The sequence below is a fragment of the Pontivivens nitratireducens genome, assembly GCF_011290545.1.
GTDB lineage: Bacteria > Pseudomonadota > Alphaproteobacteria > Rhodobacterales > Rhodobacteraceae > Pontivivens > Pontivivens nitratireducens.
In genome coordinates, this window is record NZ_CP049811.1 from 72,689 (window position 1) to 91,726 (window position 19,038).

The window sequence follows — 19,038 nt, forward strand, 5'->3', positions numbered from 1 at the left end:
CCGAGCAGTTCGGAGAACTTATGAACAAGCTGATTGCACCTTACGCGATTGCATTCGCCCTCACCCTGTCGGGCACCGCCTTCGCACAGGATACGACGACCCCCGCTGAGGAAAGCCCTGAGGTTACCACGGATTACGATCTGGACACTGTTGTCGCCACCGTCGATGGCGTCGACATCACGGTCGCCCACGTCATCGCCGTGCGCGACCGCCTGCCGGAGAATTACCGCTCCTTACCGCCCGAGGTTCTGTTCCCCGGTCTGGTCGATCAGTTGATCGATCAACAGCTTCTGGCCGAGGCCGCGAAGGAAACCGGCGCCGCCGAGACGCGCCGCGTCCGCGTCCAGCTCGACAACGAACGCCGTGGCGTCCTGTCGAACGAGACGATCGCATCCGTCCTTGAGGATGCCGTGACCGAGGACAAGATCACCTCCGCATACGAGGCGCTGACCGCCGAGATGACGCGCACCACGGAATACAATGCCTCCCATATCCTGCTGGAGACGGAGGAGGAGGCCCTCGAAGTGGTCGCGGCCCTGAACGACGGTGGGGACTTCGAAACGCTGGCTCAGGAACGCTCCACCGGCCCGTCCGGCCCGACAGGGGGTGAATTGGGCTGGTTCGGTCCGGGCCAGATGGTTCCCGAATTCGATGCGGCGGTTCAGTCGCTGGAGGTGGGCACCGTGTCGGAGCCTGTGCAGACCCAGTTCGGCTGGCACGTCATCGTCGTGAACGAAACCCGGCTCAGCCCCTTGCCCCCGTTGGAGCAGATCCGGCCCGAAATCGTGGGTCAGCTCAATCAGGACGCGCTTCAGGCGCATATCGACAGCCTGCGTGAGGGCGCGGACATCACGACGCCCGAGGTCGCAATTTCGCCCGAGGCGATCACGACCCTTGATCTGACGAACGAATGACCTCAATCCTCCCGGACAAAGCATCAGTCGCGTCCGGGAGGACACCATGACCACGATCACCCGTCTCTTGCCCCGGACGCCCCGGGCGAATGCAGGCCCGCTCGCCCCGACCGAGGGCGCGACCGCCCTGCCCGTCATCGACGGCGTGCGCCTGTCCGCAGTTGAGGCCGGCGTGCGCTATTCCGGCAGGCTGGATGTCATGCTGGCCGAGATTTGCGCCGGGGCGTCCATCGCTGGCGTCTTCACCAAATCCTCCACCCGCTCCGCCCCGGTCCTGATGTGTCAGGAACATCTGGCGAAGTTCGATGGCAGCGCCGGCACTGCGGCGATTCTGGTGAACTCCGGCAATTCCAACGCCTTCACGGGCAAGAACGGCTTCGACGCCACGCAGACATTGGCGGAGCGGACGGCCGCTGCTCTAGGTTGCCCTGCGACCCATGTCTTTCCCGCCTCCACCGGCGTGATCGGTGAGCCGCTGCCGCATGAGCGTATCACCGCCAAGCTGGATGAGCTGGTCTCCACCCTCTCCCCCGATGCGGGTGCGGACGCCGCTGCGGCGATCATGACGACCGACACTTATGTGAAGGGGGCCTTCTGCACCGTCGATCTGGGGGCGGAGGTCACCATCTCCGGCTTTGCCAAGGGATCGGGCATGATTGCCCCCGACATGGCCACGATGCTGGTCTATATCTTTACCGACGCCGAAATCGCACAGCCGGTATTGCAGGACATCCTGTCCGAACACAACCAGCGCACGTTCAACGCCATCACGGTGGACGGCGATACCTCGACCTCAGACAGCCTCGTCATCGCGGCGACGGGACGTGCGGGAAATGATCGGATCGAAAGCCGGGACGACCCGCGCGCCGAGCAGTTCGCCGACGCCCTGCACGCCGTGATGCTGGACCTCGCCCATCAGGTCGTGCGCGACGGTGAGGGTGCGACAAAGTTCGTTGCCGTCAACGTCACCGGCGCGGCCTCCGACACCTCTGCGCACAAGGTCGGGCTGTCCATAGCCAACTCGCCGCTGGTCAAGACCGCCATCGCGGGTGAGGATCCCAACTGGGGCCGCATCGTCATGGCCATCGGCAAATCGGGGGAGCCTGCGGACCGCGACGCCCTGACGATCCGCTTCGGTCACATGCTGGTCGCAGAAAACGGCTGGCGCGCCCGCGATTACCGCGAGGAAGACGCCGCCGCCCTGATGAAACAGCCCGAGATCGAGATCAACGTGGACATGGGCATCGGTGGCGGGCAGGCGACCGTCTGGACCTGCGATCTGACCCACGACTATATCAGCATCAACGCGGATTACCGGTCGTGAGCCAGCCGCTCAGAACCGTTCTGGTGGCCGCCGTCGCCCTGATCGACCCCGACGGGCGCGTGCTGATGGCCCAGCGCCCCGAGGGCAAGAGCATGGCGGGTCTGTGGGAGTTTCCCGGCGGCAAGATCGAGCCGGGCGAAACCCCCGAGGTGGCCCTGATCCGCGAGTTGCAGGAGGAGTTGGGCATCGACACTTGGGCCAGTTGCCTTGCCCCGCTGACCTTTGCCAGTCACAGCTACGAGACGTTTCACCTGCTGATGCCGCTGTTCGCGTGTCGCAAGTGGAAGGGCATCCCGCAGGGGCGTGAGGGGCAGGCCCTGAAATGGGTCCGCGCCGACGCGCTCATGGACCTGCCGATGCCTGCCGCCGATGTGCCGCTGGTGGCCCATCTGCGCGACTGGCTCTAACGCAACGCGGCCTGCAACCGCCGCATCCCCTCAACAATATCGTCGGTGGAGGGCAGCGAGAAGCTCAACCGCATGGTGTTGCGCCCGCGCCCGTCCGCATGGAACGCGTGACCGGGGACAAAGGCGATGCCGTGATCCGCGACCGCGCGCGCCAGGATTGCGGCGGCGTCCATCCCCTCGGGCAAGGTCACCCAGACGAACATGCCGCCCTCCGGCTCGGACCAGCGCGAGCCCTCCGGCAACGTTCTCGCCATCAGCGACAGCATGACATCACGCTTGGCGCGATAACTGTCGCAGGACCGGGCCACCTGCTCGTCCCAGACATTGCGGGCCAGATGCAGCATTACGCGCTGGTTGATCGCCGGGCTGTTCAGATCGGACGATTGCTTGATAAGCCCCAGTTTCGTGATGATCGACGTGGCGGCACAGACCCAGCCGACCCGCAGACCGGGGGTGAATATCTTGGAGAAGGATCCGCACGAAACGACCCGCGACCTCTCGATGCTGCCACAACGGGCTATGTCGAGCGATTGCAGGCTTGGCTGATGCTGCCCCTCGAACCGCAGCGCGGAATAGGGGCTGTCCTCGATGATCGGCATTTGCAGTTCGGCGGCTAGCGTCAGCAGTTCCTCACGCTCGGCGATGTCCAGCGTCTGCCCCGTCGGATTGGCGAAATCCGGCACCACATAGGCGAAGGAGACGCGCCCCCTCGCCGCCTCGGAATATGAGGCCGCCGTTCGGGTCCTGCCCGCAAGATCCAATTCGTCAAAGACCGGCTGCGACGGCGCGAAGGCTTGCAAGGCCCCCAGATAGGTCGGTGCAGTGACCAAGGCGGTGTCGCCGGGCGACAGGAACAACTTGCCCAGAAACTCCAGCGCCTGCTGCGATCCACTGGTGATCAGAATGTTGTCCGCCGTGCAGTCCACCCCCTGCGCGCGGATATGGCCGACGATCCACGCGCGCAGGTCCGGATCCCCCCTCACTGATGGAATATTGTAGCGCCGCAGCTGCCTGCACATCGTCGCCCAGAATGGCATCGTAAGCCTGCCGGATCGCCGCCTTGGGAAACAGCGCCGGGTCAGGTATGCCGCCGGCAAAGGAGATTACCCCCGGCTGCGCGATCACCTTGAGCAATTCGCGGATTTCCGAAGCATGCATACCCTGCATCCGCTCGGCATAATGCGGGGTCCACTCTTGTGCGTCGGACATGTCAAATCTCATGTGGAAGGTATTTTAGGTCACAAAGCCATACCTAATGCCGGGACGCGAGTCATTTTCCGTGTTGCGTCGCATCAGAGCCTGAAGCAAAAGCATTGTCAGATTTGGACCGCAACGCGGTACAAGCCTGCCCCGCTGGGCTTTGCGAGTACTCAGACTTCGGCAGACAGCCTACCGCACCGCAATAAAACTACCCTTCATGCCAAATTTCACGCAACAATATTACGTATGAAATTGACAGGTCTGTGATATTCACTAATCTGAGCTTACTCGAGGACAAAAACATAACGAAGGGACACCCCATGCTCCGCACCATAATGCTCAGCCGCTACATTGCCGCGCAGGGGCGACTTGTCGAAGTGCTTACGGATGGTCGCATCACGATCCGCGTGGGTGAAAAACTGTTGCAGGGCTATCCGGTAACCTGACCGATACCCTGACGTCCGCATGAAATTCGAAAGGGGGAGGCGCAGTCACCTGCGTCTCCCCCTTTTTCGTGCGGTGATCGGGTGTCAATCCAGCCAGCCGGCCAGTTCGCGCTCCAATATGGCGGCCATCATGTCGATATGCGCCGGGGCGTCGTTTAGACACGGGATATAGGTGAACGTCTCGCCGCCCGCATGTTCGAAGCTCTCCTTGATCTCCTCGTTGATCTCCTCAAGCGTCTCGACGCAATCGGAGGAGAAGGCAGGTGCCATGACGGCGATGTTCTTCTTCCCATCCTCGGCCAGCCGCGCGACATGCTCGACCGTGTAGGGTTGCAGCCAATCCTCGGGTCCGAACTTCGACTGGAAGGTGGTGACGATCTGCGTCTGATCCCAGCCCAGACGTTCACGCAGCAGGCGCGTCGTCTTCTGGCATTGGCAATGATAGGGGTCGCCCTCCATCAGATAGCGTTTGGGCATGCCGTGGTAGGACACGACCAGAATGTCGGGCCGCCTCTCCACCTTGGCATAGGTTTCCTCGATCGAGAGGGCCAGCGCCTCGATATATTTCGGGTGGTCGTAATAGGCGGGCACGGTGCGAATGTAGGGTTGCCACTTCATCTGCATCAGCGCGCGGAACGCCTCGTCATTCGCGGTGGCCGTCGTGGCCCCGGCATATTGCGGGTAGAGCGGGAAGAACACGATCCGCTCCGCGCCTTGCGCCTTGACCCGCTCGATCACCGATTTGGTTGAGGGGTTGCCATAGCGCATGGCGAAATCAACGATAACGTCATCGCCGTAGCGGGACTTCATGACCTCGGCCACCTTCTCCGCCTGACTGCGGGTGATGGTCAGCAGCGGGCTTTCGTCACGCTCCTTGTTCCAGATGCCCGCATAGGCCTTGCCTGAAGAAAACGGCCGCTTGGTCAGGATCACCAGTTGCAACAGCGGTTGCCACAGCCAGGGCGAATAGTCGATGACGCGGCGGTCGGACAGGAACTGCCCCAGATAACGGCGCATGGACCGGTAATCGGTAGCGTCGGGTGTGCCCAGATTGGACAGGATCACCGCGACCCTGGCGCGCGGAATCGGCGGATGATCGGCATCGGCATGGGCCAGACGCCCCTGTCCCGGAGCATCCAGGGTTGGCTTGATATCATCTGGCATCGGACCCTCCATATCTGGTGCGCCGTGTGTGACGGGACTGGGGGTCACGGTCAACTCAAACCCTGCACCTCGGACACTGCGCGGGGTTTTGTCGCATGGTCTGCGCGGGGCGGGCTACTCCCCCAGCGGGCGTTCGGGAACGCGCAGCGCATCGGCAAGGCGTGTCCGGGCCGACCCGGGACGCAGGGGTTGCTGCTGGCCGTCCGCAGGTGCCCAGCCGGTCAGGAAAACGATCTCGAACGTGGCATCGATCCGCCCGTCGGGGCGCGCGAAATGCGTCGCGTAATGGCTGACGGCGGCCATCAACGTCTCACGCCGCAACCCGCCGCGTCTGCGCGCGGCCATAGCGTTCGTTTCCCCCATCGCGCGCAAATCGCGACACAGGACCAGCGGATCGGCGTAATCCACCGTCAGGGCCAGCGAATCCGCCACAGGCAGCGCCAGATTCGCTCTTTGCAACAAGGCCCCGAGGTCGCGGATTTCTCCCATCGGGGCGACGCGGGGGCTCAGCCCGCCCTCCACCGCGATTTCCGCCTCGGCAAAGGACGTGCGCAATTCGTGCAGTGTCCGCCCCCCGAACAGGGCCGCGATCATCATGCCGTCGGGGCGCAGCGCCCGGCGCATCTGGACAAGCTGACCCACCGGATCCTCCGCCCAGTGCAGCGCCAGCCCGTGCACGATCAGGTCACACTCGCCAACCTTCAGATCCAGCGTCGCATCATCCGCGATGCAACGGCCCGGAATGCCTGTCAGCCGGGACCAGAGCGCGGCTTCCGGCCCGATGAAAACCGCGTTGGTAAACGTCCTGTTAACCTCTTGCAGTCTTTCTGAAAGCTCATGCGCCGCAGCCTCGTGCAGAAAAGTGGCGCCGCCCGCGCGCTGTCGGTGCAGGGCCAGGGCAGTTTGGTCGAACAGGTCGGGGCGGTCGGTCTGGGTCATGATGGCATCATCTATGCCGCGACGGCTTCTGTGGAAAGGGGTGGCACAATGTTGAGCGCGATACGCGATCTGATCTACCCGCCCCGGTGCCTGTCCTGCACGGAGGAGACGGACGTCGCAGGCGGTCTGTGCGCCACATGCTGGCGCGATGTGCAATTCATCAGCGGCCCGGTCTGCGCGCTGTGCGGCACCCCCGTGGATGGCGGCGGGCGCGCGGCTGACCTGCGCTGTGACGAATGCGAACGTCACCCGCGCGATTGGTCCGCGGGCCGCAGCGCCGTAGTTTATGGCGGGGCGGGGCGCACGGTGGTGCTGCAACTGAAACATGGCGACAGGCTGGACATCGCGCCGACGCTTGCCCGCTGGATCGCCCGTAGCGCCGGGGACCTGATCGCAGCGGCGGACATTATCGCGCCGGTGCCCCTGCACTGGTCACGTCTGGTCAAGCGCCGCTACAACCAATCCGCCGAACTAGTCGGCGCCCTGTCGCCGGACAAGGCCGTGCCGGACCTGCTGCGCCGCACGCGCCGGACGCCCAGCCTCGACGGCGCGACCCGGGTTGAGCGGGGGGCAATTCTGGACGGTGCAATCGCCGTCGGTCCATCGCACGATGTGACTGGACGCCGGGTGTTGCTGGTGGACGATGTGCTGACAACCGGTGCCACACTGGGCGCCTGCGCCCGCGCCCTGCGCGCGGCGGGTGCGGCCGACGTCACGATATGTGTCCTCGCACGTGTTGTGCGCGATGCCGCCGATCCTATATCCTACCCCAACAGGAGGGATCCCCCATGAAGACTGTCGAGATCTATACCACCCCGATTTGCGGGTTCTGCCACGCCGCCAAGCGCTTGCTGACCGCCAAGGGCGTGTCCTTCACCGAATATGACGTCATGTCCGACCCGGCCAAGCGGACAGAAATGACCAAGCGGGCCGAGGGCGGGCGCACCGTGCCACAGATTTTCATCGACGGCACACCGATCGGCGGCAGCGATGAACTGCACGCGCTGGAACGCTCGGGCAAGCTGGACGGGTTGCTGGCGTGAGCTTGCTGCGGGTCGCCCTGGTCCAGATGACGTCCACCGACGATCCGGCGGTCAACACGGCCTATGTGACGCAGGCGATTCGCGCGGCGGCTGACGGCGGTGCCAGCCTGATCGCCACACCCGAGGTGACGAACTGCGTCTCCGATTCTCGCAAACATCAAGCTGAGGTCCTGCGCCGGCAGGAGGACGACCCGACCCTCGCCGCGATACGCAGCTTGGCGGCGGAACTGGGCGTTACGATCCTGATCGGCTCCCTCGCGCTGCTGGGCGGTGCGGGGGGCAGGTTCGTCAACCGCTCGTTCCTGATCGGGCCGGATGGGGGCATCCTCGACCATTACGACAAGATCCACATGTTCGATGTGGATGTGGACGCGGAGAATACGTACCGCGAATCCGCCGGCTTCGCGCCGGGCGACCGTGCGGTCACGGTGGATGCGGCTGGCACCACGCTGGGCCTCAGCATCTGCTACGATATGCGGTTCCCGCCGCTCTATGCCGCGTTGGCCCATGCCGGTGCGCGGATCATCACGGCCCCTGCCGCCTTTACCGTGCCCACCGGTCGCGCCCATTGGGAGGTGCTGCTGCGCGCCCGCGCGATCGAGACCGGCTCTTTCGTCCTGGCGCCCGCGCAATGCGGGACACATCCCGGTTCGGGGCGCAAGACCTGGGGCCACTCGCTGATCATTTCCCCCTGGGGGCGCATTCTGGCGGAGGGAGGCGACACACCCGATATCATCACCGCCGATCTGGATGTGGGGGAGGTGGAATCTGCCCGCGCGGCGATCCCTGCTCTTGCCAATGGAAGGGCGTTCACGGCACCTTCGCGCACATGACCGAAAGCCCGTCAGACCCGCTCGCCATCGCCCTGTTCAGTGAGATCGACACTCTGGAACAACTTGTGCAATCGCGGCTGCAACGCGCCCTGCCCAAGGGGATGGAGCTGTCCCAGTTCTCCGTACTGAACCATTTCGCCAGATTGGGGGGGGAGAAGACGCCCGCCCAGCTTGCCCGCGCATTCCACGTCACGCGCGGCACCATGACCAATACGCTCAAGAAGCTGGAGGCATCGGGCTGGGTGCACATCCGCCCGGACTGGGATGACGGTCGCAGGAAGTGGGTCACGATCAGTCCCGCCGGTCGCGCCGCCCGCGACTATGCCGTGCAGTGCATCACCCCCCTTTTCGAGGATGTGATCGAGGGGTTGGGCCGGGAGCGCATTCGCACCGCCCTGCCGTTTCTGCGCGACCTGCGCAAACATCTCGACCGCTGAGCCCCCGCCCGACACAGAGCATGTCGCGCGCCATGATCGTCACTATCGGTGCGTTCGCATTAGCAGCCACAACATGTAGGCGATGATGCGGCAAGGCCGATCCGGCTTGCGCATTTCGGCTCCTTCCGATCGCAGCCGCTCCGTGTCAGGGTGGCAGGACAGATCCGGCGCGGCATGGGGCGAGGTCGGCGCACAGCGAGGCAATCACATGTCCGATGCATTCTTTCATCCGATTTCAGGGCAGGAGTTGCCCCGCTTCGCCGGGGTGCCCAGCTTCATGCGCCTGCCCCATCTGGTGCCTGAGGATACAAGACGCGCGCAGGTCGAGATTGGCCTGATCGGCATTCCGTGGGATGCCGGAACCACGAACCGCCCCGGCCCGCGGCACGGCCCGCGTCAGTTGCGCGACTACTCGACAATGATGCGCCGGGTGAATCCTGCCTCCGGCATTGACCCGTTCGACCTGTGCAATTGCGCCGATCTGGGCGATGTGAACCCCAATCCGGTGGATGTGCAGGACACGCTGGGCCGCATCACCGAATTCTACGCCGCCGTCGCGGCACAGGGCATCGTGCCGATGACCGGCGGGGGCGATCACCTGAGTTCGCTGCCCGTGTTGCGCGCCCTGTCCGCCGCCCACGCGCAACCGCTGGGCATGGTGCATTTCGATGCGCACACGGATCTGTACGACACCTATTTCGGCGGCTACCGCTACACCCACGGCACCCCCTTTCGCCGTGCGATCGAGGAGGGCATCCTCGACCCCACGCGCGTCGTTCAGATCGGCATTCGCGGCCCGATGTACGATGGTGAGGATATCGAGTTCGGGCGCTCCGTCGGGGTGCGGATCATCACGATTGAGGAGTTTTTCGACCTCGGCGTGAAGGAGGTCATGCGTCAGGCGCGTGAGGTTGTGGGCAATGGTCTGACCTATTGCAGCTTTGACATCGACTTCATCGACCCCGCCTACGCGCCCGGTACCGGCACGCCGGAAATCGGCGGTCCGACCAGTTTTCAAGCCCAGCAATGTGTGCGCCTGCTCGACGGTGTGAACCTGATCGGCGCGGATCTGGTCGAGGTCTCGCCGCCGTTCGACCAGTCCGGCGGCACCGCGTGGCTGGGCGTAAACATCATGTTCGAACTGATGTGCGTCTTGTCGAGAGCGATTGCCGGACGGCGCTAATCCTTCAGCCGCGCCACGACCCAGACGCCGGTCATCAAGGCCCATCCCAGCGCCAGCCCGAACCAGGTGATGACATATTCCAGGTGCCGGTTGTGATACGCGGCTGTCAGCGGAACCGGTTGCGGACCACCCTCGATCGAGCTGGCCGCGACCGCGATCATGACCTCCTCCGTTCCCAGAACCTCAGCCATCTGATCGACATCGCGCGCCAGCCAGTAATTGTCCTCGACGTCATTTTCCGGCGTGTCGAAGGTTCGCTCGTCCGGCCAGTGCAACACACCGTTCAGCTGCGCCGCGCCGATGGGGCGTTCCGCGTTCTTCTGCTCCTCGGGCACATAGCCGCGATCGACCAGAATGCGCCGGCCTTCATTTGTTTCAAATGGTGCAATAATCCGAAAACCCGGCCCCGCGATACGCTGGGTGGTCAGGACGTGAACTTCACCCTCGCGAATGAAACCGTCGACGAAAACGGGTACATATTCGTCGGTCGCCTCGGTCGGCGCTTCGGGAAGGGCGATGGGCTGGGCCGACATCATCCGCTCCGTCGTGTCGATCAGATCCTTCTTCCACGCAAGCCGCTGCATCTGCCAGACGCCGAGTGAGATCAGAATCGCGCAACCGATTGCGCCAAACGCCAACGGTCCCAGAATACGTTTCATGCAAACCCCTGAAATAGGACGGAAAACGCCGCGCAAGCTGTGCTGCGCGGCGTCACTACAAACCTGCGATGCGAAATTCAGCCGCCCCAGATATAGACTGCGGCGAACAGGAACAGCCACACCACGTCAACGAAGTGCCAGTACCAGGCCGCGGCCTCAAACCCGATATGCTTGTCAGCGGTGAAGTCACCCCGACGTGCACGAACCAGACAGACCAGCAGAAACACCGTTCCGATCAGGACATGCGCGCCATGAAACCCGGTGGCCATAAAGAAGTTCGCGCCGTAGATCGAGTTGGAGAACCCGAACGCCGCGTGGCTGTATTCGTAGGCCTGAAACATGGTGAACACTGCCCCCAGCAGAACGGCGATCAGCAGGCCCTGCGACATCGCCTTGCGGTCATTGTCGTGAACGATCGCATGGTGTGCCCATGTCACGGCGCAGCCGGACAGGAGCAGGATCAGGGTGTTGATGAGGGGCAGGTGCCACGGGTCGAACGTCTCCACCCCGACAGGAGGCCAGACACCGCCAACTGTTTCGACACCGGCCGGATAGATCGCGTGTTTGAAGAAGCTCCAGAACCAGGCGACGAAGAACATGACCTCGGAGGTGATGAACAGGATCATGCCATAGCGCAGACCGATTTGCACGACGGGGGTGTGGTCGCCAACCTTGGATTCGACGATCACGTCGGACCACCAGCTGTACATGACGAACAGCACGCCGACGAAACCGATGGCGAACACCCATGGCTGCTGCATGGGGGAGTGCGGGGACATCCACAGTACCGCGCCGAACAGCATGACAAACGCCGAGACGGCGCCCGCGAAGGGCCAATAGCTTGGCGCGAGAATGTGGTAGTCGTGATTCTTGGCGTGGGCCATTTTATCCCTCTTCGTCAGCAGGCTGCGCGGGGGCGAGGCTGACCTCACCCTCCGGAATGTCTATTTCAAAGAATGTATAGGACAACGTGATCTCCTGCACAAACCTCGCTTCGCGATCGTTCAGGATTTCAGGGTCCACATAGAAGGTGACGGGCATCTGCACCGTCTGTCCGGGCTGCAAGACCTGCTCCGTAAAGCAGAAGCAGTCGATCTTGGTGAAGTACGCGCCGGCGGAATAGGGCGTGACGTTGTATGACGCCTGACCGGCGATCACACGATCCGTGGGGTTGTGAGCCTCAAAGAACGCCAGCCCGGTCTGACCGATCTGCAAGCTGGAGACACGCTGTTCGGGCGCGCGAAACTCCCACGCCATGTCGCGGTTTTTCGAGGCGTCGAACCGGATGGAGATCATCTGGTCCAGCACGGTGTCGGAGCCGCGCCCCTCTGCCGTTGTGCCGCCGTAGCCGGTAACGCGGCAGAACAGATCATAGAGCGGCACGGCAGCGAAGCTCATCCCCACCATGAACACGACGAGGCCCAGCAGGCCAAAGGCTGTGCGTTTGGGGCTCATTCGCTCACCTCGGGCAGGATCGAGGGGCGGATCGCGTGGTCGAAAGCCTCCATGCTGGCGCCATTGCTCATCTTCACGATGGTGACGGCGAAAACCAGCGCGACGAAGGCCAGCAGGATCAACAGCACGGCGACATTGCGGCCCTTGCGGCGGGTATAGATCTCATGGGTCGCGGTTTGGTCAATGGACATGATCGCTCCTCAGAACAGAACCGGCCAGCCGGACCAGCTCAGATCCAGCGCGCGCAGTATGATTTCGATCCCCAACGCAATGAACAATGCAAAGAGGTATCCGATTGATTCGAGGAAGACGCGAAGCTCGGTCTTGAACTTGTCAGCGGTCGCAGTCGCCTCATCCCGCTTCCAGATCGACCATGCGCCCCAAAGGAAGCGGGCGTTATAGGCCAGCGCCACGGCAAAGTAGACCGGCCCGCCGACGGAGGTGAATGCCAGCACCATCGCAACCGGGAACAGAAGCAATGTGTAGACCAGGATCTGGTTGCGGGTCGCGCGGTCGCCCGCCACCACCGGCAGCATCGGCACGCCCGCCTTGACGTAATCCTCGTTGCGAAAGATCGCCAAGGCCCAGAAATGCGGCGGTGTCCACAGGAAGATCAGCGCGAACATCAACAGTGATTCGAGGCTGACACCCCCCGTTGCCACGGCCCAGCCAATCATCGGGGGAAACGCACCGGCAGCACCGCCGATCACGATATTCTGCGGCGTCGAACGTTTGAGCCACATGGAGTAGATCACGACGTAGAAGAAGATCGTGAAGGCCAGGAACACGGCGGAGAAGATGTTGCCGAAGATGCTGAGCATCAGGACCGACATGATCGACAGCGCCACACCGATACCCAGCGCCTCACCCGGTTCCACCACGCCCGACGGCAGGGGACGGTTGGCCGTCCGCTTCATCACCGCATCGATATCGGCATCCCACCACATATTGAGCGCGCCCGAGGCTCCTGCCCCGATGGCGATGCACAGGATGGTTGCGAGGGCGATCACCGGGTGAACTCCGCCGGGTGCGGCGAACATGCCGATCGCCGCCGTCAGGACAACCAGCGACATGACACGCGGCTTCATCAGCGCGAAGTAGTCCTTCACCTGCGCCTCACCGGTCTGTGTGGTTTCAATATCCATGGCGGTATCGGTCATCGAAGATCACTCGCAAACTTAAACTACGCAAATAGCAGCGACGAAGGGACCGGGCAGCACCCGGTTCCCTGCAAAGCGCGTGCGCCCCGATCACTCGCGGGCGGCAAGCTGCGTCGTCGCGCCACCGCCGTCAGCATAGCGCGCGACGGCAGCCTCAAGCCATGCGTCATATTCGTCCTGCGGCACGGCCTTGACCGTGATCGGCATGTAGGAATGCGAAATCCCGCACAGCTCGGAACACTGGCCAAAATAGATGCCTGGCGCGTCTACGCGGAACCAGGTTTCGTTCAGACGGCCGGGAATGGCATCCAGATGCACACCGAAGGCCGGGATTTTCCACGCGTGGATCACATCCGCCGCAGTCGTCTGCAACTTCACGACTGCGCCGACCGGAACCACCACGGCAGTGTCCGTGGCCAACAGATAGGCTTCAGGGCCGTAGCCGTATTCGGCAAGCTCATCCTCGGCCAGCATGAAGCTTTCGAAATAGACGCCCGAATCGGGATATTCATGACCCCAGTACCACTGGTAGCCCGTCGCCTTGATCGTCAGATCAGCCTCGGGCACCTCAAGCTGATCGAACAGGCGCGGCAGCGAAAATGCGCCGATCACGACAAGGATGATCACGGGAATGATCGTCCAGGCGATTTCGATCGTGCTGTTATGGGTGAAGCGTGCGGCCTGATGTCCGCGTCCGGCGCGGAACTTCACCGCGACCACGACCAGCAGCATGGTCACAAACAAGGTAATCAGCGTGATGATCACCAGCAGCATGTTGTCGAGGAAGTGGATATCCTGCGCAACGCTGGTCGCGGCAGGCTGAAACGCGATACCGCCCGGCTGTGGCATGCCGATGATGGGAAGATCGCTGGTCAGCACCTCTTCCTGAGCGTAGGCGGCACCGCCTGCAAGAAAGCCGAAGAAGGCTGCCGAAAGGGTCTTGGCAAGTTGCATGTGTCGAATCCCGGATCGTCGTCTTGCAACCACGCGCGTCAGGGCATCGCCACTGAAACGGCGCGGTCAATTGATTGCTGCTTAAAACCACACTAGGTGCCTCAGGACAAGGCGGGAGTATGCCGCAAACCGTCGCATGGCAAAACCGCCGCATTTCGATCCAGGAGCTTTCATGAGCACACCGACAGCGCCATTTCGCCCTTTCGAGACCGATCTGGACCCCCAGGCGTCCCTGACGACCCTGCGCGAGGCCCTGAACGGCGCGGATGATGGGGAGCTTTTTCTGGAACGGCGCCGGTCGGAAGTCCTGATGCTGGACGACCGGCGCGTCAAGACCGCGAACTACACCGCATCCGAGGGGTTCGGCCTGCGGGCGGTCCGGGGGGAAATGGCGGGATATGCACATTCCACCACGCTGGATGCGGCGGCCCTGCGCCGGGCCAGCGAAACCGTGCGTCTGGCCATCCGCGACGGCAACGGCGTGGTCGCCGGCGATCCGGTGCGCACCAACCGCAAGCTCTACGATGAGATCGACCCGACGGCAGACGCCGAATTCGCGGTAAAAATCGACGTGTTGAAGCAGATCGACGACTATCTGCGCAGCCGCGATGCGCATGTGGTGCAGGTCAGCGCCTCAATGGCGGCGAGCTTTCAGGAGGTCGAAATCCTGCGCGCCTCGGGCGAACGCTATGTCGATGCGCGGCCGATGGCGCGGGTCAACATTTCCGTCATCGTGGAACGTGACGGGCGCCGCGAATCAGCGGCGGCGGGGGGCGGCGGGCGGTTCGGCCTCGCCGGTATGCTGGAACCGTCGCACTGGCAACCGGTCGCGGATGAGGCGTTGCGCGTGGCGCTGGTGAACCTCGACGCCGTACCTGCCCCCGCCGGAACCATGGATATCGTGCTGGGGCCAGGCTGGCCGGGCATCCTGCTGCATGAGGCCGTGGGGCACGGGCTGGAGGGGGACTTCAACCGCAAGAAAACATCCGCTTTTGCCGGGTTGATGGGCCAACAGGTAGCCTCGAAGGGAGTGACGGTCATCGACGACGGCACGATCCCGGACCGCCGCGGCTCGATCACCTTCGACGATGAGGGCACGCCGTCGGCGCGCAACGTGCTGATCGAGGATGGCGTGCTGGTCGGCTATATGCAGGACCGTCAGAACGCGCGCCTGATGGGGGTGGAGCCTACGGGCAACGGGCGGCGGCAGGGATTCGAGCATGCCCCGATGCCCCGCATGACGAACACCTACATGCTGGGCGGCGACGCGACCCCTGCGGACATGCTGTCGGGGTTGAAGGACGGCATCTACGCCGTCGGCTTCGGCGGCGGACAGGTGGACATTACGAATGGCAAGTTCGTCTTTTCCTGCACCGAAGCCTACAAGGTGGAAAACGGCAAGGTCGGCCCCCCGGTCAAGGGCGCGACATTGATCGGAGACGGAGCCACTGCCTTGCAAAAGATCCGCGCCATAGGCAACGACATGGCGTTGGACCCCGGCATGGGCAATTGCGGCAAGGCTGGCCAGTGGGTGCCGGTGGGCGTCGGGCAACCGTCCCTGCTGATCGGCGGCCTGACGGTTGGCGGCAGCGCCTGAGTGGGCTTCGCCACGGTCAGCAAGACGCAGTACGCCTGCTAGCTCAGGAGCGATTTCAAATCGATTTGCGGGTTCGCGACCGCTTCGGCAGCCGGGGACGTGCCCGCTTCGATCATGCGCTTTCCAATCATGTAGGCGCGCGGATCGTTCATCGCATCGACGGCCAGCAGGTCCGCTCCGCGAAAATACCAGACCGATTGCGTCCCTTCGCGCGGGCCGGGTCGCACCACGATATTGTCATAGCCTGTGTTCAGGCCCGCAATCTGAAGCTTCGTGTCGTATTGATCCGACCAGAACCACGGCTTCGCGTGGTATTCCGCATCCCCACCAGCCATGTTCTGCGCGGCGATTTCAGCCTGTTCGATGGCGTTCGGCACGGATTCGAGGCGAATGCGGGCGCTGCGATAGGGGAACGAGGCGCAGTCACCTGCGGCGAAGATTGCCGGATCGCTGGTGCGGGCATGCGCATCCACGCGGATGCCGTTCTCAACCTGCAAACCCGCCTGCTCGGCCAGGGCGGTCTCGGGCACGATGCCGATCCCGACGACGACGAAATCCACGTCCAGCTCCGTTCCATCGCTGAGGACCGCGCCCGAAACGTGGCCCTCGCCCGTCAGATGATCGAGGCCGGTGCCCTCACGAATATCCACGCCCTGCGCGGCGTGCAGCGCGCGGAAATAGTCCGAGGTCTGCGGCGCGGCGACACGTTGCAGGATGCGGTCCATCGCCTCCACCAATGTGACGTCGAGACCGCGAGAGGTCGCCACGGCGGCGGCCTCTAGCCCGATATAGCCGCCCCCGACGATCAGGCAGCGCGCACCGGGCGCGAAGACCTTCGCCATCTCGTCGATATGCGCCAGCGAACGGACGGAATAGACCCCCTTCAGCCCTCCTCCGGCGGAGGCAGGCAACCTCCGGGGGGTGGAGCCGGTGGTCAGGGCAAGCGTTCGGTAGGACAACACCTCACCCGATTGCACCGTTACCGTCCTGGCCGCACGGTCGATGGCCGTGACCCTTGTGGACAGGCGCAGGTCGATATTCTGTTCGTCGTAGAACCGTGCGGGGCGCAGGTACAGACGCTCCAAATCCATCTCACCCATCAGGTATTTCTTGGACAAGGGGGGGCGTTGATACGGGGGCACGGGTTCCTCCCCGATCAGGGTGATCGGGGTATCGGGGTCCATCTGCCGCAGCTTTGCCACCAGTGCCGCGCCGGCCTGTCCTGCGCCGATTACGATATGTCCGTCCATGACCCTCGTCCTTTGCCTCGTTCGCCCCTACCTTACTTGCGTCAAACGAAGCCAAACCGAAAGGTCACAAACACCATGACGATCGCCAAAGGGGACATGCTGCCCGACGCTACATTCATCACCATGGGTCAGGAAGGACCGCAATCCGTCAAAGCCGCCGATCTGTTCACCGATAAGACGGTCGTGCTGTTCGCACTGCCTGGTGCATTCACCGGGGTCTGCACGACCGCTCATATGCCCAGCTTCATCCGCACCGCCGATCAGTTCCGTGAAAGGGGTGCGGACCATATCGTCTGCGTCTCCGTCAACGATCCGTTCGTGATGAAGGCGTGGGGCGATTCCACCGGCGCGACCGAGGCTGGCATCGAAATGCTGGCCGATCCCGTATCCGAGTTCACCAAGGCCGTGGGCATGAATTTCAGCGCACCGCCCATCGGCTTCGTCGACCGGTCGCAACGCTATGCGTGCATCGTGCGTAACGGAGAGGTCACGGCCGTCGGTGTCGAGGCATCGCCGGGTGAATGCGACCTGTCGGGCGGTGAGGCCCTGCTTGAACAGATGTAAACTATTCGGCCCCCGGTTCGCACCGGGGGTCGAGAATCAAAGCGCGTCGAACTGCGCGGCCAGCGCGAAATCGCGCTCGGTCAGGCCGTTCGCATCATGGGTGGTCAGCATCACCTCCACCCGATTGTAGACGTTGAACCATTCGGGGTGATGGTTCGCCTTCTCCGCGAGGATCGCGGCAGAACTCATCCAGCCGAACGCCGCGACGAAGGACTTGAACTTGTACGTCTTGGTGATGGCCACCCCGTCGCGGGCAAAATCCCATCCGGTGAGGTCGGCCAGTGCGCGCTCACAATCTGCCTTATCCAGTTTCGCTGTCATCAGTCCTCTCCCTGTACCTTTCGAAACGGGCCGTATTCGGTGAGGATTTCGATCTCCTCATCCACGGCGGCGCGTTCCCTCTCCAGATACTGCTCCACCGCGCGGCGAAATCCAGGGTCCGCGATCCAGTGCAGCGAATAGGTCGGCGTGGGCAGATAGCCGCGCGCCAGCTTGTGCTCCCCCTGCGCGCCGGCCTCTACCCGAGACAGACCGTGCGCCAGTGCCCAGTCGATGGCCTGATAATAGCACACCTCGAAATGCAGGCAGGGGTGATCCTCGACACAGCCCCAATAGCGACCATAGAGCGTATCCGCCCCGATCATGTTCATCGCGCCCGCGACCCAGCGCCCTTCGCGCTCGCACATGACCAACAGGATATCGTCGCGCAGCGTGGCGTGGGCCTCCTCGAAGAAAGCGCGGGTCAGGTACGGCGTGCCCCATTTGCGCGCGCCCGTATCCTGATAAAACTGCCAGAAAGCATCCCAGTGCTGCGGTTCGATCTGGTCCCCGGTCAGCAGGTGGATCGTGCCGCCGAAATCCTGCGCTGTGCGGCGCTCCTTGCGAATGGTCTTGCGCTTGCGGGAGCTGAGGTCGGCGAGGAAAGCGTCGAAATCGGCGTAGTCGCGGTTGAACCAGTGGAATTGCTGCCCGGTCCGCTGCAACAGGCCAGCCGCACCGCCCGCCTCATATTCCTGCTGCGTGCAGAAGGTAACATGGGCGGAGGAAAGCTCATTCTCACTGGCAAGCTGTACCAGACCTTGCAGCAGCGCGGACTGGCCCACGGCCTCCTGCCCCGGACGGCACAGGAAGCGGCGCCCGGTCGCGGGGGTGAAGGGCACCGCCGCCTGCAACTTCGGATAATAGCGCCCGCCCGCCTGCTCATAAGCATGGGCCCAGTTGTGATCGAAGATGTATTCGCCCTGCGAATGCCCCTTGGCATAAAGCGGCATCACCGCGATGACCTGACCACCGGCGCGCGCGACCAGATGGCGGGCCTGCCAGCCCGTTCCCCGCCCGACGGAGCCGGAGCGTTCCAGCGCGCTTAGAAATCTGTGCGTGGTGAACGGATCATGCGGACGGTCGTCACTGGGACAGGCGCAGGCATCCCACTGCGCCGCCTCGATCTGCGAAAGGTCGTCCAGAACGTCGATCTCGATCCGTGTGTCGTCGCGCATATGTCGCCTCCTG

At 63.4% G+C, this 19,038-nt stretch carries 23 protein-coding genes; 11 read left to right on the forward strand and 12 right to left on the reverse strand.

From position 1 onward, the window contains the following. The first annotated feature begins 20 nt into the window (after positions 1 to 20). The 3 genes from G8E03_RS00330 (at position 21) to G8E03_RS00340 (ending at position 2,645) form a co-directional block, all read left to right on the forward strand. A complete protein-coding gene (locus G8E03_RS00330) occupies positions 21 to 914 on the forward strand; it encodes a peptidylprolyl isomerase (protein WP_166187328.1) in 894 nt (297 codons plus the stop codon). A gap of 46 nt (positions 915 to 960) precedes the next feature. Then, entirely contained in the window at positions 961 to 2,238 is a 1,278-nt protein-coding gene (gene argJ, locus G8E03_RS00335) for a bifunctional glutamate N-acetyltransferase/amino-acid acetyltransferase ArgJ (RefSeq protein ID WP_166187330.1), read from the forward strand. 65 nt (positions 2,239 to 2,303) lie between these two features. Then, positions 2,304 to 2,645, forward strand: a complete 342-nt coding sequence (locus tag G8E03_RS00340; RefSeq protein WP_240910467.1) for a (deoxy)nucleoside triphosphate pyrophosphohydrolase — start codon at positions 2,304 to 2,306, stop codon at positions 2,643 to 2,645. Here the strand turns inward: G8E03_RS00340 and G8E03_RS00345 are convergent. After that, the gene (locus G8E03_RS00345; RefSeq protein ID WP_347340506.1) at positions 2,642 to 3,682 is read right to left on the reverse strand and encodes an aminotransferase-like domain-containing protein; all 1,041 of its coding nucleotides are present in this window, start codon (positions 3,680 to 3,682) and stop codon (positions 2,642 to 2,644) included. The genes G8E03_RS00340 and G8E03_RS00345 overlap by 4 nt on opposite strands. A gap of 483 nt (positions 3,683 to 4,165) precedes the next feature. Here G8E03_RS00345 and G8E03_RS17560 point away from each other — a divergent pair, with 483 nt between their 5' ends. Further along, the gene (locus G8E03_RS17560) at positions 4,166 to 4,291 is read left to right on the forward strand and encodes a hypothetical protein (protein ID WP_283810362.1); all 126 of its coding nucleotides are present in this window, start codon (positions 4,166 to 4,168) and stop codon (positions 4,289 to 4,291) included. Between the two features lie 84 nt (positions 4,292 to 4,375). Here the strand turns inward: G8E03_RS17560 and hemH are convergent, their stop codons facing one another. Together hemH and G8E03_RS00355 are read right to left on the reverse strand one after the other, a co-directional pair. Further along, positions 4,376 to 5,455, reverse strand: a complete 1,080-nt coding sequence (hemH, locus tag G8E03_RS00350) for a ferrochelatase (protein ID WP_166187334.1) — start codon at positions 5,453 to 5,455, stop codon at positions 4,376 to 4,378. Positions 5,456 to 5,569: 114 nt separating this feature from the next. Then, on the reverse strand, positions 5,570 to 6,394 hold the full coding sequence (locus G8E03_RS00355; protein WP_166187337.1) for a methyltransferase domain-containing protein: 825 nt from the start codon (positions 6,392 to 6,394) through the stop codon (positions 5,570 to 5,572). A gap of 48 nt (positions 6,395 to 6,442) precedes the next feature. Between G8E03_RS00355 and G8E03_RS00360 the strand changes: the two genes are divergently transcribed. From G8E03_RS00360 to G8E03_RS00380, 5 genes are all read left to right on the forward strand, one after another. Further along, positions 6,443 to 7,186, forward strand: coding sequence for a ComF family protein (locus G8E03_RS00360; RefSeq protein WP_166187339.1), 744 nt, complete (start codon positions 6,443 to 6,445; stop codon positions 7,184 to 7,186). Continuing rightward, on the forward strand, positions 7,183 to 7,437 hold the full coding sequence (gene grxC, locus G8E03_RS00365) for a glutaredoxin 3 (RefSeq protein ID WP_166187341.1): 255 nt from the start codon (positions 7,183 to 7,185) through the stop codon (positions 7,435 to 7,437). The genes G8E03_RS00360 and grxC overlap by 4 nt, the downstream gene beginning before the upstream one ends. Positions 7,438 to 7,442: 5 nt before the next feature. After that, positions 7,443 to 8,270 (forward strand): carbon-nitrogen hydrolase family protein, encoded by an 828-nt coding sequence (locus tag G8E03_RS00370; protein ID WP_166193728.1) that lies wholly within the window; start codon positions 7,443 to 7,445, stop codon positions 8,268 to 8,270. Then, entirely contained in the window at positions 8,267 to 8,707 is a 441-nt protein-coding gene (locus G8E03_RS00375) for a MarR family winged helix-turn-helix transcriptional regulator (protein ID WP_166187343.1), read from the forward strand. Before G8E03_RS00370 ends, G8E03_RS00375 begins: the two co-directional genes overlap by 4 nt. 208 nt (positions 8,708 to 8,915) lie before the next feature. After that, positions 8,916 to 9,890 carry an agmatinase gene (locus G8E03_RS00380; RefSeq protein WP_166187345.1) on the forward strand — a complete coding sequence of 325 codons (975 nt, stop codon included), beginning with the start codon at positions 8,916 to 8,918 and terminating at the stop codon, positions 9,888 to 9,890. Here G8E03_RS00380 and G8E03_RS00385 read toward each other — a convergent pair. From G8E03_RS00385 to coxB, 6 genes are all read right to left on the reverse strand, one after another. Continuing rightward, positions 9,887 to 10,549: an SURF1 family protein gene (locus G8E03_RS00385; RefSeq protein ID WP_166187347.1), complete on the reverse strand. Its 663-nt coding sequence runs from the start codon at positions 10,547 to 10,549 to the stop codon at positions 9,887 to 9,889. The genes G8E03_RS00380 and G8E03_RS00385 overlap by 4 nt on opposite strands. A gap of 77 nt (positions 10,550 to 10,626) precedes the next feature. Further along, positions 10,627 to 11,433 carry a cytochrome c oxidase subunit 3 gene (locus G8E03_RS00390; protein WP_166187349.1) on the reverse strand — a complete coding sequence of 269 codons (807 nt, stop codon included), beginning with the start codon at positions 11,431 to 11,433 and terminating at the stop codon, positions 10,627 to 10,629. Between the two features lies 1 nt (position 11,434). After that, complete coding sequence (locus tag G8E03_RS00395) at positions 11,435 to 12,004, reverse strand: cytochrome c oxidase assembly protein (RefSeq protein WP_166187351.1); 570 nt, start codon at positions 12,002 to 12,004, stop codon at positions 11,435 to 11,437. After that, positions 12,001 to 12,195 (reverse strand): hypothetical protein, encoded by a 195-nt coding sequence (locus G8E03_RS00400; protein WP_166187353.1) that lies wholly within the window; start codon positions 12,193 to 12,195, stop codon positions 12,001 to 12,003. The genes G8E03_RS00395 and G8E03_RS00400 overlap by 4 nt, the downstream gene beginning before the upstream one ends. Before the next feature lie 9 nt (positions 12,196 to 12,204). Then, complete coding sequence (locus tag G8E03_RS00405) at positions 12,205 to 13,164, reverse strand: heme o synthase (RefSeq protein ID WP_166187356.1); 960 nt, start codon at positions 13,162 to 13,164, stop codon at positions 12,205 to 12,207. Between the two features lie 90 nt (positions 13,165 to 13,254). Continuing rightward, positions 13,255 to 14,118 (reverse strand): cytochrome c oxidase subunit II, encoded by an 864-nt coding sequence (gene coxB / locus G8E03_RS00410; RefSeq protein WP_166187358.1) that lies wholly within the window; start codon positions 14,116 to 14,118, stop codon positions 13,255 to 13,257. A 172-nt stretch (positions 14,119 to 14,290) separates the two neighbouring features. Here coxB and tldD point away from each other — a divergent pair, with 172 nt between their 5' ends. Beyond that, positions 14,291 to 15,715 (forward strand): metalloprotease TldD, encoded by a 1,425-nt coding sequence (gene tldD, locus G8E03_RS00415; RefSeq protein ID WP_166187360.1) that lies wholly within the window; start codon positions 14,291 to 14,293, stop codon positions 15,713 to 15,715. Positions 15,716 to 15,753: 38 nt separating this feature from the next. Here tldD and G8E03_RS00420 read toward each other — a convergent pair whose 3' ends face one another. Continuing rightward, a complete protein-coding gene (locus G8E03_RS00420; RefSeq protein ID WP_166187362.1) occupies positions 15,754 to 16,965 on the reverse strand; it encodes an NAD(P)/FAD-dependent oxidoreductase in 1,212 nt (403 codons plus the stop codon). A gap of 75 nt (positions 16,966 to 17,040) precedes the next feature. On the opposite strand from G8E03_RS00420, the gene G8E03_RS00425 reads away from it, so the two are divergent. Next, a complete protein-coding gene (locus G8E03_RS00425; protein WP_166187364.1) occupies positions 17,041 to 17,529 on the forward strand; it encodes a peroxiredoxin in 489 nt (162 codons plus the stop codon). A 36-nt stretch (positions 17,530 to 17,565) separates the two neighbouring features. Here the strand turns inward: G8E03_RS00425 and G8E03_RS00430 are convergent, their stop codons facing one another. Beyond that, positions 17,566 to 17,850, reverse strand: a complete 285-nt coding sequence (locus tag G8E03_RS00430; RefSeq protein ID WP_205793156.1) for a 4a-hydroxytetrahydrobiopterin dehydratase — start codon at positions 17,848 to 17,850, stop codon at positions 17,566 to 17,568. Beyond that, complete coding sequence (locus G8E03_RS00435; protein WP_166187366.1) at positions 17,850 to 19,025, reverse strand: GNAT family N-acetyltransferase; 1,176 nt, start codon at positions 19,023 to 19,025, stop codon at positions 17,850 to 17,852. Before G8E03_RS00435 ends, G8E03_RS00430 begins: the two co-directional genes overlap by 1 nt. Positions 19,026 to 19,038: the final 13 nt, after the last annotated feature.